The sequence below is a fragment of the Leptothoe kymatousa TAU-MAC 1615 genome (assembly GCF_018739865.1).
GTDB classification, from domain to species: Bacteria; Cyanobacteriota; Cyanobacteriia; order Phormidesmidales; family Phormidesmidaceae; genus Leptothoe; species Leptothoe kymatousa.
In genome coordinates, this window is the sequence record NZ_JADOER010000008.1 from 140,229 (window position 1) to 157,122 (window position 16,894).

8 protein-coding genes are annotated in these 16,894 nt (G+C 54.0%); all 8 read left to right on the forward strand.

Annotated elements, in window-relative coordinates:
- The first annotated feature begins 322 nt into the window (after positions 1 to 322).
- Complete coding sequence (locus tag IXB28_RS09800; RefSeq protein ID WP_215618399.1) at positions 323 to 1,234, forward strand: DUF11 domain-containing protein; 912 nt, start codon at positions 323 to 325, stop codon at positions 1,232 to 1,234.
- Positions 1,234 to 4,746: a TonB-dependent receptor gene (locus IXB28_RS09805; protein WP_215618400.1), complete on the forward strand. Its 3,513-nt coding sequence runs from the start codon at positions 1,234 to 1,236 to the stop codon at positions 4,744 to 4,746. The genes IXB28_RS09800 and IXB28_RS09805 overlap by 1 nt, the downstream gene beginning before the upstream one ends.
- Positions 4,747 to 4,796: 50 nt before the next feature.
- A complete protein-coding gene (locus tag IXB28_RS09810; protein WP_246559724.1) occupies positions 4,797 to 6,860 on the forward strand; it encodes an OmpA family protein in 2,064 nt (687 codons plus the stop codon).
- A 51-nt stretch (positions 6,861 to 6,911) separates the two neighbouring features.
- Positions 6,912 to 12,389 (forward strand): beta strand repeat-containing protein, encoded by a 5,478-nt coding sequence (locus IXB28_RS09815; protein WP_215618402.1) that lies wholly within the window; start codon positions 6,912 to 6,914, stop codon positions 12,387 to 12,389.
- Between the two features lie 106 nt (positions 12,390 to 12,495).
- On the forward strand, positions 12,496 to 13,665 hold the full coding sequence (locus IXB28_RS09820; RefSeq protein ID WP_215618403.1) for a polysaccharide pyruvyl transferase family protein: 1,170 nt from the start codon (positions 12,496 to 12,498) through the stop codon (positions 13,663 to 13,665).
- 99 nt (positions 13,666 to 13,764) lie between these two features.
- Positions 13,765 to 14,754, forward strand: coding sequence for a sulfotransferase family protein (locus tag IXB28_RS09825; RefSeq protein ID WP_215618404.1), 990 nt, complete (start codon positions 13,765 to 13,767; stop codon positions 14,752 to 14,754).
- Positions 14,754 to 15,539, forward strand: a complete 786-nt coding sequence (locus IXB28_RS09830) for a hypothetical protein (protein WP_215618405.1) — start codon at positions 14,754 to 14,756, stop codon at positions 15,537 to 15,539. The genes IXB28_RS09825 and IXB28_RS09830 overlap by 1 nt, the downstream gene beginning before the upstream one ends.
- A 116-nt stretch (positions 15,540 to 15,655) precedes the next feature.
- A complete protein-coding gene (locus IXB28_RS09835) occupies positions 15,656 to 16,861 on the forward strand; it encodes a glycosyltransferase family 4 protein (RefSeq protein WP_215618406.1) in 1,206 nt (401 codons plus the stop codon).
- The last annotated feature ends 33 nt before the right edge of the window (positions 16,862 to 16,894 follow it).

Below are 16,894 nucleotides of genomic sequence, written 5' to 3' on the forward strand. Positions count from 1 at the left end.
ACCGTATAAATACGGCAATCTCCTTTGATTTATTGATTTGCCAAATGCGGTTGGTCAGTGATTTTTCGTAAATCTGTCGCTTTAGGTGATGGCGTATCTACTGAGCAGTTATTTTTCAGTTTCGTTACACCGTGACTGGAGTGTCTGTTTTTCGTAGCTCCGGTTCTTTGCTTCGAGTTGCTTGTGGAAGAGAGGCGATGTTAATAGCGGTTTGCCTTGTTGTTGGTGCCTGTGAGGGGTGGTAAAAGTTGTGAAAAACCGTTCTAGAGGTGCTTTTCGGCACCTGTTTAAGACCGTAAGCTTTTTCCTGGTGGGTGTTCTAATGAGCACCCTATTGGTTTATGCCCGGGTACCGATGATGGCAGCGGTGGCCCAGGTGACGATACCCAATACGGTATCTGGAGCTTTCGATGATCCTAGTGACGATCCCGATGATCCTAATCGTCGCAGGCGGTTAGCCCCCGACGGGAATGAAACGACAATTCTAGTGGAAGGCGATACTGAGGCGTTGCTCAGAATCACCAAAACCGCTGATAAATCTGCTGCTGAACCCGGTGATGTGGTGATTTACCGACTGCTCGTCGAGAATTTGAGCAGTACCAATGTGGCGTCCCCTGTGACGGTGGTGGATAACTTGCCCCGCGGCTTGGAGTACATCGAGAACTCTGTCAATACCGCCCCGACGCCCCCAAATTTGACCTCGTTTACTGTTTCTGGGCGTCAACTAAATTTTCAGTTTGATAGCTTGGCCGCTGAGTCTATTATGCAGATTCTTTACGCGGTGACCTTAACGCCTGATTCGGTTAGGGGTTCGGGTATTAACGTCGCTACGGCCGTCGCCCCCGGCTTCCCTTCGGCTCAAGCCGAGTTCCGTTTGACCATTCGTCCTGGCATTCTGTCCGATTGCGGCACCATTATTGGCCGAGTGTTTGTGGATAAAAACTTTGATGGAGAGCAGCAGCCCGGTGAGGCTGGTGTCCCCAATGCCGTTATCTATCTGGATGATGGTAATCGCATCATTACTGACCCAGATGGTCTCTTCTCCATGGCCAACGTGGTGTCGGGTAACCGGGTGGGTGTGATTGACCTGAGTAGCTTGCCGGGTTACACCTTGGCCCCCAACCTTTACCGCCTAGAAAACAATAGTCAGTCCAGATTGGCTCGCCTAGAACCGGGTGGTCTGGTACGGATGAACTTTGCAGTAACGCCCACATATGGGGAGGGCCAGAACTAATGATGCGTTTGTTATCTAATTCAATCTGTCTGGGGCTGCTGACGACATTTACCGGTGTGGTTGCTATGTTGCAACCGGCTAGAGCGGCTCAAGAGCTACCCCCTGTGTCTGGTGCCAATGCTGCTGTCGCTGATTTATCAGGCTTTGACAGTCCACTTTTAGGGCAAGCCAGTGATGATTTGCCCAGCGATCTGTTGGACTCAAACACTCTCCCGATAGAGGAAGATCCAGGGGAAGCGGAAGGCTTTATTGACGAGACGATTATTCGTCAGGTGCCCAGTACGCTGCCGCCGTTGATTAAAGATGAGCTGGGCGATGAGCTGAGCTTTGAGATTTTCCCGGCTGGGGATGCGTTTTTGCCCGCCGATGGCCGCTCTACCATGGTGTTGCGAGGCAACATCTTAGATAGTTCCGGTCGCCCCGTGCGTGAGGATGTGGTGGTCACGTTGACCACGTCTGCTGGTGCCTTTATTGGCGCGGACTACGACATTGACCGAGGCGGCTTTCAGGTATTGGCTCGCCAGGGAGAATTTGAGGCTGAGCTGCGTTCATCTCTGGATGCCCAAAGCGTTACGGTGCGGGCCAGCGCGCCAGCACGGGAGGCCTTGGGCCTAGACGGTGATGATGAGACCGCCCAGCGTCCCGAGGCAGAGCTCGATGCCTATACCCAGGTGATTTTCACCACCCCTTATCGGCCTTCGCTGGTGGCGGGTGTGGTTGATTTTCGCTTCGGGCCCGGAGCCACAGACTTTTGGGGCCGCTATGCTGATTTTCTGGATCCTGATGATATCGGCGACTATGAAGCCGATTTGGATGCGGGTATTTTTGCCACGGGCACCATTGGCGATTGGTTATTGACGGCGGCGTTTAATAGCGATCGCGCCCTCAATGAGCGCTGTAACGACAATCGCCTATACCGGGATGTTCAAAACTGTGAGCAGACCTATCCCACCTACGGTGATAGTTCCACCACGGAGTTTTTGACCCCATCCATCGACAGTTTCTATGTTCGGTTTGAGCAGGACTCGGAAATTGTTGGTTACGAGCCCAACTTCTTCATGTGGGGCGACTACGACACGGCGGAGTTTGCTCGGTTCTCCCAAGAGTTCTCGGCGCTGAATCGTCAGCTCCACGGCTTTAAGGGCAACTACACCTTCGGCAACGGTCTGCAGTTGACCGCCCTCTATGCCAACGATGTCAGGGCGCTCCAGCGGGACACCATTGTCCCTGATGGCACCAGTGGTTATTACTTCTTGTCTCGCCGTTTGCTGCTAGCCGGTAGTGAGGATCTCTTCTTTGAAATTGAAGAGCTGAATCGTCCGGGCACCGTAGTGGAGCGGGTGCGCCTATCGCGGGGGGTGGACTACACCATCGATTACGATCGCGGTGCCATTCTATTCAATAGCCCTGTTTCTGCGGTGGATGCCAATCCGTTTGGGCCAGCCCTGGTGCGGCGGATTGTGGCCACTTACCAAGTGGATGGTGGGGACGCAGATGGTGATTTGTTTGGTGGACGCCTGCAATATAACTTTGACACCAGTTTAGAGAACCCAAGCTGGGTCGGTGCTTCGGCCATCTTTGAAGACCAAGGTGCCCAAGACTTTAGTCTGTTGGGGATAGATGCACTGCTGTCCTTGGGCGACAGCGGCCAGCTGGTGGCTGAACTGGCTCGTTCCGATTTGGATACCCCCGTTACTGACGCGGAGGGTGTGGCATTTCGGGTGGAGGCCACCGGTCAGATTACTCCAGATCTTGGCGGTACGGCCTACTTTAGGAATGCTGAAAGCGGTTTTCGCAATACGGCCACTACCAGCTTCAGGGCGGGGCAAACTCGCTGGGGTGGTCAGTTGGGCTATAACCTGGGCGATACCACCCAGCTGCAGCTGCAGTTTGACCGCGAGGAAAATAAGGGGAATGAGGATCAGATTCCCACCACCTTGGATCAGTTGCTCAATCCGGGCTTAGTGCGGGCCGATGGGGCCACCGTGAATAATTCCATCACGACGCTGCGCGCAGGGGTGCAACAACAGTTTGGTTCCATTACTGGCAACTTAGACTGGGTGCATCGCGATCGCAATGACCGAGTGACGGGGGCCGACATAGAGTCCAATTTGTTGTCCGCCGGTCTTACCTGGCCCCTGGCCGATCGGCTCACCTTCCGGGCCCAATCGGATATCGCCCTAGGCGATCAAGACGACGCCTATCCTGGCCAAACTGTCGTCGGTCTAGACTGGGACGTTCTGCCGGAAGTCACCCTGCGCTTTGCCCAGCGGTTCTTCCACGATGATGATGTGACGCCAGACGCGCTGACTACGGTGGACGCCCTGGTGAACTATGACCTGACTGACAACACCGAGTTGACCGGCCGCTACTCAATTTTGGGGGCCAATAATGGCATGAGTGGCCAGGGGGCCCTCGGGTTGAATCATCGCATTAACCTGAGCCCTGGTTTGCACATGGACTTAGGGTTCCAACGCATCTTTGGCAGCAGTTTGTCCTCTATTACGGGCGGCACCCAGTTTGTTCAACCCTACGCTGTGGGGCAATCGGCCTCCTCTTTGGGGCTAGTGAGCGGCACCACCTACACGGTGGGCGTGGAATACAGCGACAATTCCGACTTCCAAGCGAGCGCCCGGTTTGAACACCGCGATTCTGAGGATGGCGACAACACGGTGGCTACCGTATCCGCTGCCGGTAAACTGTCCGATGCCTTAACCACATTGGCTCGGATTGAACATGCGAACTTCTCCAACCAGGCCATTACCGATCGGCTGAACAGCTCCACCAGTGCTCGTTTAGGAATTGCTTACCGTAACCCTTACAGCGATAAGTTCAACGCTCTGTTGAGCTACGAATACGCCATTAACCCCTCCAGTACGCCCAATGCTCTGTTGGTGGGGGCGGGGTCCGATTCTATCCAAGAACACACCCTGGCCATGGAGGGCATCTATGCCCCTAGCTGGCGTTGGGAGTTCTATGGTAAGTATGCTCTGCGCGCTACCAATGCCGATCTAGACTCCCTCGGGGTGACCTCATCTAACGCCATCCACCTGGGGCAGTTTAGGGCCACTCACCGATTTGCCTATCGCTGGGATGTCACCGGAGAGATTCGCTACATTACCCAGCCAGAAACCAACTACGACGAAGTCGGTTTTGCCTTAGAAGCCGGCTATTACATGACGCCGGAACTGCGTTTAGGTCTGGGTTATAGCTTTGGTAGTGTGAACGATCGCTCCCTAGGGGGCAGCGGCTATCGCAGTGATGACGGCCCCTATCTAGGGGTGACCTTCAAGGTGAATGAGCTGTGGGATCAGTTTGGTCTACAGCAGGTGGCGCCTGCGCAACAGGAAGAATCTTTGGTAGAAGCCGATAGTTCGCCGCCCGACCCGCTCAGTAATTCTGATATAGAGGCCGAAGAAGAGACCGACGACGGGGCATTGGCGGACAACATTTCGTTGGCAACTGATGGCGATGGGGCATCTGAGCAAACAACTGATGGGGGTGAGGAGTAATGAAACCAATGAAGCACATGTCTAAACTTGTGGGAACAGCTGCGTTGGCCATGACTCTGCCACTGGTTGCCCAGGGGGCTATGGTCCGGGGGGCTATGGCCCAGGAGGCTATGGCCCAGGAAATTGAAGTGACTATCCCCTATTCGGTCATTGTGAATTCTGCTGCCGATGGTGAAGTGCGTCCCGATGATGCCCTCACCCTGCGCGAGGCGATTGAGGTGGTCAATGGCACGTTGCCGGTCACTGAGCTAAGTGTGGCGGAGCGTGCCCGGGTGACGCCGGCTTCTAGTCCGGTGATTAACTTTAGTTTGTCGGGGGATACCACCATTGCCCTGGCGGCGCCACTGCCGCCGATCATGGCCGCAGGAACTTTGGTGGATGGTACTAGCCAGCCAGGCTATGGTCCCGTTTCCACCACCGACACCATGGTGACGCCGGTGCCCACCCCGGTGGTCGCTCTGACGGTGGCCAACGGGGCTGAAGTCCCCCGGGGATTGGCGATTACTGCGGATGAAGTGACGGTGCGCGGGTTAAGTTTTTATGGCTTTTCCACTCGCCATCGTTCTACCCAGACTACGCCCCCTGCTGATATTTTTATCTCCCATCTAGCGCCCCCCATTGATGCGGGTTTGCCCGACCCTCCGGGATGGAAAACCCTGCGCCCCGATGACGAGTCAGATGCTCCGGTGGGTGTGGTGGTCGAAGACAACTGGTTAGGAATGTCCCCATCGGGTCAAATGCCTTCGGAAGAGCAGATGTCTGCCCTGGGGGTATTTGTGTTTAATGGTATCGATACGGTCATTCAGCGTAACCGCATTGAGTTCCATGAGGGCAGCGGCATTATTACCGGTGCCCGGGCCCTGGGCATGGATGTGACTGAAAATACTATGCGCACTAACGGTGTGGCGGGTATTCCCGACGGCATTCGTTTGGATGGCAACATTGACGGCACAGAAATCTACGGCAACCTGATGTGTGGCACCGACGGCAGCGGTGTGTTTATGTTTAAGCCGGAGGGGTCTGCCCGCATCTATAACAACGACATTCGCTTTAATGGTCGTCGGTTTCGTCGGGCCGCGGTATACCTGATGGGCAGCGGCCACGAGGTGACTGAAAATGTGATTCAGCATCAGCCGGGACCCGGTGTGGCCATTGCCTCCTATCCTCGCAACGAAGGCAACATCATCCGCGACAACAGCTTTTCGGCGTTAGACGGTCTTAGCGTTGATCTGGGCTTTAATGACGACACTGGAATTCAAGATTTTCAGCGGACCGATGGGCCTAATCCGCCCCGTAATTCGCCCATGCGTCGTCGGGATACGGCAAATGGTGCGGTCAATGCCCCGGAATTTGATGACTATGTTTTTCCCATGGACGGTGGCAAGACTGTGCTTAGCGGCGTTGCCGATCCGGGCGCAACCGTTGATATCTATACCGTGGTGGACCGTACAGGATATTACGGGGCACTAAATCAGTATGTGGCCACGGTGGCGGCCGATGATACGGGCAGCTTTAGTGTGGAATTGGATGCGCCAGATGGCACCTTGGTAAGTGCGATCGCAACCGACGAAATGTATGGCACCTCCGAACCGTCTGCCATTACTGCGGTGGGCACCCTGGGCGATGGCCCCACCAGCTCTGCTATGCCCAGCTGCGCCATTGCCCAAGCGCCGCCGCCAGAGCCAGAACCAGAACCGGAGCAACCTCCAGAGCAAGTGATTTTGCGCATTCCCCGCAACATTCACTTTGCCCTCGACAAATCCAACATTACCCCTGAAGCCGCTGCCATTATGGATGGCATTATTGCCGTCCTCCAGGAATATCCATTTATCACCGTCGAGTTGCAGGGGCACACCGACCCCCGTGCCAGCGACGCCTATAACCAGGCCTTGGGTGAACGCCGTGCTTTGGCGGCAAGGAACTACCTATTGCAACAAGGCATTGCCGCCGAGCGAATGCGCATTCGCTCCTTTGGTGAAACGCAACGGGTCTCTAGCGGAAGTGGACGCATTGACTATGCCCGAGATCGCCGTACTGAGTTTATCTTCACCGATACTCGCGGCCTCGACATCATTTACGAAAATCTGGAAACCGATCTGCAGATTGAACCGTAACCCTATCCGTTATCTCTCCCTATTGCCGTCACCTTTACTAGGACTTAAGCGATGAAACGCTTGCTCAAAAAAATAATTAAAAAACAGTTCGGCGCCACCGCATCTCCAAAGTTGGCTACTCCTAAGAACGTTTTCGCTGCCTCGGCTTTAACCGCCGCCACCCTAAGTCTGGTTACGGGGCGTTCGGCTCAAGCATTTTCCATTTTTCCAGTGGATCTAAGCACCTACGGAGATGGGGTTACCAATGAAGAGCTGACCGTAACCGACCAATTTGGTAACGAAGCGTTCGTCAACTTCGATTGGACCTTTCCCGCCGGCACCCTCAATGCCCTCCGCCCAGCCACCTTTCTCACAGGTGGTTTTGAAGGGGGGAGTTCCCTAGAGGTCATTTATGACCCGAGAACCATCGCTGAGGAAGTAAATCTCGATATCACCTTTGCCAATGGCGTAACCGGTGCCCCCGCAGCGGTGGAACGGGCGCGTCTAATTGTGCTGGATATTGACAGAGATAACTCCAACACCTGGCAGGACTTGATCGAGTTGGGCGGTAGTGTTGCCCCCAATGTCACCCTGGCGACCCAGGCTTCCAATCCCCTAGGCGTATCGCCAGAGATAGCCGCTCAAATTAACGGCATTCCCCTGGGTATTGACCAGCCCAACGGTGGTAATGCGCCGGGGTTAGCTATTCTGAGCGACTACACCGTATTTGTTGACAATCTTGCCAATCAATTTATCGGTGTTTACAATCCCAGGTCCCTAGATGCCCGGTTGCAAAACTCCACCGATCCGTTAACCACAGAGTTTGACCCTAAACCCACCGGGACTGCCGCTGTGAACCCCGCCAATAGTTTGCCAGAGGGAGGTTTAAACGCACCACCGGCAACGGGGGTGGAAGCCAATAATGCCAGCCCTGAAGGTACGATTACGGCTGACTATATCGGCTCTGGCGGTGCCCCGGTGAACAACCTGAGCCTGGTCTATGGCAATGGTCCGGCATCCCCCAGTCTGGCGGTCAATGGCCCCGGTACCGCTGGGTTTGTAAACAACCCGAATGACAACAACGGTGGTCCGCTATCCCACGGTATCGGCCTCTATACAGTATTTATCGTTCCTGGGGTTATCGGCACGGCCAAGAACGCGTCTGCGCCGGTTCAGGTGGGTAATACTACAGCCTATAACGTCACCTATACCGTTAACGTTGAAAACTTGGGAGCCAGCACCCCCCTAACAGATGTGCAGGCTACGGATAATCTCGTCAACACGTTTCAAGGGGCGACAGACTTTACCGTCTCTAACGTTACCCTGGTGTCGGGGAATTTGACCCCCAACCCCAACTTCAACGGTAACACTGACCAAAATTTATTTGTGGCTGGCGGTACCCTCGCTCCGGGGGCATCTGCTGTGATGCAGTATACGGTTACCCTCGACACCGCATCGCCAGATATTAACTCCAATGTCCAATACGACAATACGGTGATTGCCGCCGGTACCACCCCCATTGGGCTGCGGATTACAGATACTTCAGACGACGATTCCACCATTGGGCCGAACGATCCGCCGGATCCAGATCCCAATAACAACGGTGATCCGGGGGATCCAGGGGAAGATACGCCCACCCCGGTGACGTTGCCAGTTCCCCCCGTTAACCTCAACCCCAACATCAACGTGGCGGAGGAAGTCTTCAACATAGATGTTGATCCCACAACGGGGCCTGCGCCTACTTTTCCCGATAACACAGCCCGGGTTTCCTATCGAGTTCGGGTGCAAAATACCGGTGATGAGCGGTTAACCAATGTCACCCTCACCAACGACTTTACCCCCACCTTTGATAGCGATAATCGCGGTGGTTCGGGGCCAGATACGGGGTTTGAAATTGTCTCGGTTACCCGCACGGCTGGTACCGAGACCGAGGGCGCTATTGAGCCTAACGCCGCCTATAACGGTGGTGACAGCGTTGATAGCGGCGGTGTTGGTGGCGCTGCAGACAACCCTACTTTGGCCCAGGGTGGCATCTTGAACCCTGGTGAGTTCACCGAATACGAGATTCTTGTTGACGTCGATACCACCGGGAATGGTGAGACCCTAGTTAGGGAACTACCTGGACCGTTTGATAACTTCACCACGGCGACTGGTGTGGGCACCGACCTTACCACTCCATCGGGGACAACCGTCACTGATATTTCCAACGATATTGGTAGCTTTGGCACCTTAGAAGCCGCCCTGAACCCGGATGGTGATCCGGCCAACGGCGGTAGCAGCGTTGATGGGGCTCCCCCCGTTGCGGGCGATCCTGAAAATATTCCCACCCCCGTTAGCATTCCGTTAACCACCGACCCTCGCATCAATATTTCTGAGCGAGTAATCAGTAATGTCTTTGAACCGACGGGCACCTATGGCGTTAACACCGGTCGGGTAACCTACCGTATTCGTGTGCAAAACACGGGCGATGAAGACCTGCAAAATGTCTTGGTAACCAATGACTTTACCGACACCTTTGACAATAGCGATCGCGGCGGCTCTGGCCTCGACACCGGCTTTGAAATTGTGTCATCCTCATTTGTCAACGGTGTCAACCTGCCCGTGAATCCCACCTATGACGGTGGTGACACGGTGGAGAACGGCGCGGGACCGAACGGTGCCAACGATGACAATCTGATCGATCCCACCAGCGCTACCCGAGACCTAGCCGTGGGTGAATTTAGCGAATACGACGTCGTTGTAGATGTGGATCTCACCGACAACGGTGAAACCCTAATTAGTGCCTTACCGGGTCCCTATGACAACTTCTCTAGAACTGAAGGTGTCGGCGTCATTTCTGGTGACACCGTTAGGGATGTTTCCAACGACGCCACTGACTTTAATAACGATTTAGAGGCGGCATTGAACCCCGCTGGCGGCGATCCTGATGGTGGTGGCACCACAGATCCTGAGACTCCCCCCGAGCCATCAACAACGCCAGCGGATGAAAACGTGCCCACACCGGTACAGCTAAGTCCGGTGCCGCTGATCAACGTATCTGAAGAAGTCGTAGGTACCCCTGAACTCAATCCAGCGGGGGGTGCATTTGGCGCCAACACAGGCCGCGTTATCTATCGCATCCGGGTGCAAAACACCGGTTCCGACGATCTAAACAATGTCACCCTGGTTAACGACTTCACCGAAACCTTCGACAATGGTTTGCGAGGTGGGTCTGGGGCAGACAACGGTTTTGAAATTGTTTCGGTCACTGAGTTGACCGGCACTGGCCAGACGCCAAATGCCCCCAACGCCACCTATGACGGTGGTGATAGCGATGCCACTAACGATGTCGGTCCTGGATTGGCCGATGACAATCAGCTGCTGACAAACGGATCACTGGCGGTTGGTGAATTTAGCGAGTACGAGATTGTAGTCGATGTTGATCTCACCGATGATGGTGAAACCTTAACCACAGCAACCCCTGGACCGTTTGATAACAGCACTACTGCTCGGGGTACAGGCATTACTTCCGGCATTGGGGTGGTGGATGTTTCCAACGATCGCACCTTGGCTAATGCGCCGACTCTAGAAGATGCGCTGAATCCAGACGGTGGTTCCACAACGGGTGGGGCGGAAATTGGCACACCGGCAAATAATCCACCAACGGCCCCTGCCGTAGGGACTCCTGAGAATATTGCTACGCCGGTGAACTTCCCACTGCAGCGTCCATTGATTAACGTGGCAGAGCAGGTGTTTGACACCACGCTCAACCCCACCGATGGTCCAACGGCCACATTCCCTGGTAATACGGCCCGTTTGTCCTACCGCATTCGGGTACAAAACACCGGCGACGAGCGGTTGACCAATGTCACCCTGACCAATGACTTTACCCCCACCTTTGATAGCGATGATCGCGGTGGTTCGGGGCCAGACACAGGCTTTGAAATTGTTTCGGTAACCCGGTCTGACGGTAACGAAACCGAGGGCGCTATTGAGCCTAATGCCAACTACAACGGAGGTGACAGCGTCGATAGTGGTGGTGCTGGTGGTGCTGCGGATGACGCCACCCTGGCCCAGGGCGGCATCTTGAATCCTGGTGAGTTCACCGAATACGAGATTCTTGTGGATGTGGACACCACCGGCAATGGAGAAACCCTGGTCAGGGCATTACCTGGTCCATTCGATAACTTCACAACAGCCACCGGTGTGGGGACAGACCTGACTACGCCATCGGGACTAACGGTGACGGATATTTCTAATGATATCGGTAGCTTTGGCAGTCTCGAAGAGGCCCTGAACCCTCCGGGCGGCTCCCCGGATGGTGGTGTTACGCCGGATCCCAATCTCCCTGCTAACGATCCTGCTAACGAAAATGTGCCAACCCAGGCAGACATCATTCTCACTCCTGAGATTTCAGTGATTGAGCGCATTGATGATAGCCGGACTGAGGTGGGTGGTGATATCCCAGGGGCTACATTTGGCGACAGCAATGTTCGTTTGGTGTATCAGGTTGTGGTTCGCAATATTGGTGTGGAGGATCTGCAAAATGTGGAGCTCACCAATAGCTTTACCGATACCTTCGGTGTGTTGGGTAGTGGTGCGACGGATGACTATACCATCGTCGGTCCGCCCACATTTGTGAGCGGGGCAACGACGGTACCGGTCAATCCAGCCTTTGATGGCAGCGGTGATTTGCGCTTGGCAGGCGATCCAGCCGATCCAGCTAGCGTTCTCAACACGGGCGAGTTTGCCGTTTATGAGATTTTGGTGGATGTGAATACGGCTGGTAGTACGGTGGCTCCTAATTTACCTGGCCCCTATGACAACCAGACTATTGCCACCGGTATCGGTGTGGGCTCCCAGGAGACCACGACGGATCTGTCAAACGACATTAATCCATTCCCCGCTGGTGGTACGACACCGGATCCCACCACCAGCGACCCGAATGGTAACTCGGAAGCGAATGAAGCGGATGAAAATGTCCCCACACCGGCTTTGTTGGGGTCTGACCTGCGGTTGGTGAAACGGATTACCCAGGTGATTCGCAATGGTCAGTCTGTGAATATTGCAGGCATTAATGAGTTTACGGACCAGCCTGGGGCTGAAGATGACAATGAGTTGGCGACTTCCACGAGGGAGAACCTGCCCCTAGGTGTATTCGAAGTGTTGGATACCCTACAGTCTGGTGATGAAGTGGAATATACGGTCTACTTCTTCAACCGTGGCAGTGTCCAGGCCGCTAATGTGGAGATGTGTGATGAACTGCAGGTGGTGTCTGGCATCGGCACTATTTTGCAGCCTGCATCATTGGAACTGGCCTCACCGGTTCCCTTTGCCTCTAGCAACACCCTCGACTTTGATGGCACGAGCACGTTGCTATTCCCTCAGGCTCCATTGGCCCCATTGGCTGCGTCCTGTACCTCGTTCCCGGGCAGTTTCCCTTCGGGTAATCCTGCCGGTGGCTTAGGTGTGGGCGTCGGTGGCGGTGTTGTCGTCGGTGGCCCTGATCTGGGTCTAGATGTGGATGCCGGTAGCGTGGGTGCCTTCCGCTTCCGGGTGAATGTGCAATAGCGAGTTGGGTATCAAAACGCGATTCTAGCTTGAAAAAGTGGGCCAGATTATCTGGCCCACTTTTCGTTATGTTAGGGCGAGTATGTAATGCAGGTGTCCTAATACGATGAGCTGGGGCAATAAAATTTTAGTCTGTGGCTTTTATGGCTATCACAACCTGGGGGATGAGGCCATGCTCAAGGGCCTATGCCATTGGTTGCGGCGCTGCGGTTGTGGGTTGCCTTTGACGGTGTATTCCAAGGATCCGGCAGATACTGGGCTGCGCCATGGGGTGGGGGTTTTGGATAATCGCTATGCGCCTAGACGACGGGCCCAGGTGGAAAAATGGCTGCGCCATCGGTGGGCGATCGCAACCCATCGGTTTTTTATTTTAGGGGGGGGCGATCTACTGCGGGATGCTCCAGATCGCGATGTGGCCGGGGAATGGCTGCAGCCCTTGGAACGGGCAATCCAGGCGGGTAAACGCACCCTGGTGCTGGGCATTAGCGTAGGCAAACTGTGGCGACCAGAGACTAAAGCCCGCATCAAACAGGCACTGCAGCAGGTGAACTTAATTGCCGTGCGAGATCACGCCTCCTGCCAGCGGTTGGTGGAGTTAGGCCTCACTCCACGATCAATCTATGTGATGAGCGATCTGGCCCTGGAAGCGGTGGTGCCTGCGGACCGACGCGGCGATGGTGGCGGCGGCCCCCATATCGGCATTTCGGTCCGCCCGGTGGCTGGCCGCAATGGACAGTCCAGCGATGCTGATTTTTACCAACAGCTGGCTAACCTGGCGGATACCTTGGTGGAAACCCATGGCGCCACCGTGCATCTTTTCCCCTTCCAAGCCTATCCTGACGATTTTCGTCAACGACATCTCCCCCCCGTGGACGACGAAACCGCCATTGCTGAGGTGGTGCGTCGCAGTCGCTATTGCGATCGCTTGCGCCCCTTACCCCGCATCGCCTCCCTAGACGACTTGAATCACCGCATTAGTCAGTTGGATGTGATGGTGGGGACCCGGCTCCATGCCGTGATTCTGGCCGCAGGGCTGGGGGTGCCGGTGGTTGCCATTGAATATGCGCCCAAGGTCAGTGGGTTTATGGCCGCCATCCAGCAGACAAGGTGGACCCTTGCCCTAGAGGACTTTACCGCCCCCAAAGCCCTAGACCTGATCGATGCCATTTTGTCCGATTCAGTGGCTGTCAGGCAGCGGTTAAATCAATCGGTCCAAACCTATCGCACCTCGATGGCGCCAGTGGATCAGGCATTGCAGCAGGTATTGTTGATGTAAATATTCTAGATGGGTAACTTAGATCAAAGGGGTGTTGGCAGCTTTTATCAGTTGCGTCTGTTTGCCGATGGCGTATTCAATATTTCTATTTAAATTTTTATGGTCATAGCGGCTGAGCGTCCAATTTTTATTGTCGGCATGCCCCGTTCTGGCACTACGCTTTTAACCAGTCTTCTCTCCGCCCATCCTCGCATTGCTATTTCGCCTGAAAGCCATTTCCTAACCTATTGGCTACCCACCTATGGGCATTTAATCGAACAGCCAGACAAGTTTCAACAGTTCTGGCAGATGCTCAGCCACAGTAAACGATTTTCATACTTTGATATTGACCCAGAGACAACCCTGGCTAATATTCTTGCCAAGGGCCCACCGACGGCGGTCAATATCTTTGCCGGTTGGTTAGAAACCTATGGAAACCGCCGTGGCAAGCCGCGGTGGGGAGAGAAAACGCCCCTCCACTATCAACATTTAGAGCAACTTTTGGCCTGGTTTCCCCATGCTCAGGTGCTCTGGCTTTTGAGAGATCCTAGGGCTGTGAGTGCCTCTCTTTTGAGGATGAACTGGGCCAGTAACTATGTGCATATTCATGCCGAACAATGGTGCCAAAGTACCCAGCTTTATGAACAGCGATGGCAAACCGATGGGCGAGTCAAGCTAGTGCAGTATGAAGCGCTGGTGCAACAGCCCCAAGCTGTGTTAGACAGTATTTTTGAATTTCTTCAGGAAGATCTGCCTGAAGACTTAGTCAACCAACGCTCTACTGCTGATATGCCGTTGGTGAATCGTCAAGGCTGGGCCCTGGATCATTTAAACCAGTCGCTACAGCCGATGGATGCGATCGCTGTGGATCGATGGAAACAGCAGTTGTCTCCCAGTTATGTTGCCATTGTCAATAGTTTGACCCATGGAGTACAACAACGATACGGCTATGCCCAAGGGGATTGTTCCCCATTGTCACTGGTCTCGAAGCTGCTGTTGCAGTCGGAAAAACTACGGTGGAAGGTGGATCGTAAACTATTGGTGTGGCGTACCCGTTGGTTTGGGGTCTCACCGCGACGAGGTCGTGAAATTGGGGCAGAAGTAGTGTGATGGATACGTTTTCTTTGAAACCGCTGGATTTACCCGTACAAAAACTGCATTTACGGCTCAAGCCAACCCTAAACTACCTGTACCGCCGTCCCCCCTTAACACCGGTGCGGTTTATTCTGTTTGGGCGAGGACGCTCTGGCACAACGGCCCTGGTGAGTTTATTAGATGCCGTGGCGGGTATCCAATGCGATGGGGAGATTCTACGCCGTCCGGTTTTGCTCCCCCAAGCCTATTTGCACAGTTGCTGTGCCAAGTCTAGTGCCTACGCCTATGGCTGTAAAATTTTGAGCTATCACATTCGCGATGTGCAACCCTTGCTGCGGCGACAACGATTTTTATCCCAATTAGATCGAGCCGGATTCAAAATAATTTATTTGCAACGTCGCAATTTATTGCACCATGCCATCTCAAACTTAACGGCGCGAGTCTCTGGGTTCTATCAAAAAAAGACGGATGGGGTAAACAAACATCGGAAAATTGTGGTGGACCCTGAAGCGGTGTTGGATTGGATCCGCCGGAGTGAGCGGCTAGCAGCCTATGAGCAAACCCTACTCAAGGGGCTCACCGTATTACCCTTGACCTACGAAGATAATATTCGCCACAGCCACCAGCATCAAGCCACAGTGGATGCCATTTGTGAGTTTCTCGCGGTGCCGTCGTCACCGGTAACGAGCGCCTATCGTAAACAAACGTCGGGCCGTTGGCAAGATGGGATTCTCAACCATCAAGAACTGGCCCAGGTGATTGCTAACACCCCCTATGCCCAGTACCTTCAGGAAGACTGATCCGGCGCTGGTTTAGAGGCCGAATCCAGCCATGCGGTCCCCAAAACAGCGGAGTTTGGCCCCAACAATCTTTCTCAACATTAGCACCGCCCAGCCTCCATTATCCCTGGTTTGTTATGAGTTCCTGCCGTAGTCTTGTGATTGTTCAGGTGCCCCCCTATCCCCCCACGGGGGGGGTCGCTTTGCGAAATTGGCAAACGCTCAATTTGCTTAAACGCAGGGGAGACGTGGCCGTTTTCTCGATCTATAAAGGCGCGGATCATGCTTCGCAACAGCTGCAACAACGGGGGTTTACCCCCGGTTATCACTACAACATTGCCAGTCCCAACCGTTCCTGGTTGGAAAAGGTGAAAAACCGTTTCGGGTATCTTCGTCCCGATGGCTATCGCTATTCTGATTGGCTGTACACAGTAGACGCCGCCAAGGCACTAGGCCAACTGGTGAAAACATTTCGGCCTAATTTAGTCGTGTTTGAAGAACTTTGGTTATATCCCTACCTCAAAACGGTGCAGCGTGCCATGGGGGCCCATAGCTGCTCCGTAATTTTGGATAACCACAATGTAGAAGGGGACAAGGAAGACTATCGCTTGCATCCTCGGACGCTAGCGCAAATTCGCTACATTGAAGCACAGTTTGTTCGTCGGACCGATCAAACCTGGGTTTGTAGCGGTCTAGATCGTCAAATATTACAGCGGTTGTACGGTTGTGAGGGCAACAATATCCAGGTGCTGCCGAATGGTGTGGAGGCTGCTTTTTATCAGCAATCTGTTTTGGAAACACGACAGCCACACCAGCTACTATTTTTGGGAAAATTTTCTTATCAACCCAATGCTGATGCGGCTCAAATTTTGATTCAAGAGATTTACCCCCAGCTAAAACAGCAATTTTCGGACACCCATTTATGGTTGGTGGGGCGTGATCCTACCGCTGCTATGACAAGGGCTGCGGCTGCCGATAGCCATATTCATGTGACGGGCATGGTGCCCGATGTGCGGCCCTATCTAAATAGGGCGAGTGCCATGGTGGTGCCGTTATATGAAGGGGGGGGCACTCGCTTGAAAATATTGGAAGCCTTTGCCAGTCATTGCCCGGTGGTGAGTACGGCCAAGGGTGCGGAGGGATTAGCGGTTGAAGATAATCACCATCTATTGATGGGTAATACTTCTAAAGAAATAGTGGAAAAAACCGTCTATCTTTGGCAAAACGAATCGATAATACGGCAGGTAGTGAAAAATGCCCATGGTTTGTTTTTGCAAACCTACTCCTGGGACGCCGTGGCCTCTTCTTTATCAGCGGCCATAGATTCTCTTGGGGATACTTAGGAAAACGCAATCAATTAAATCCATACTTGTCAC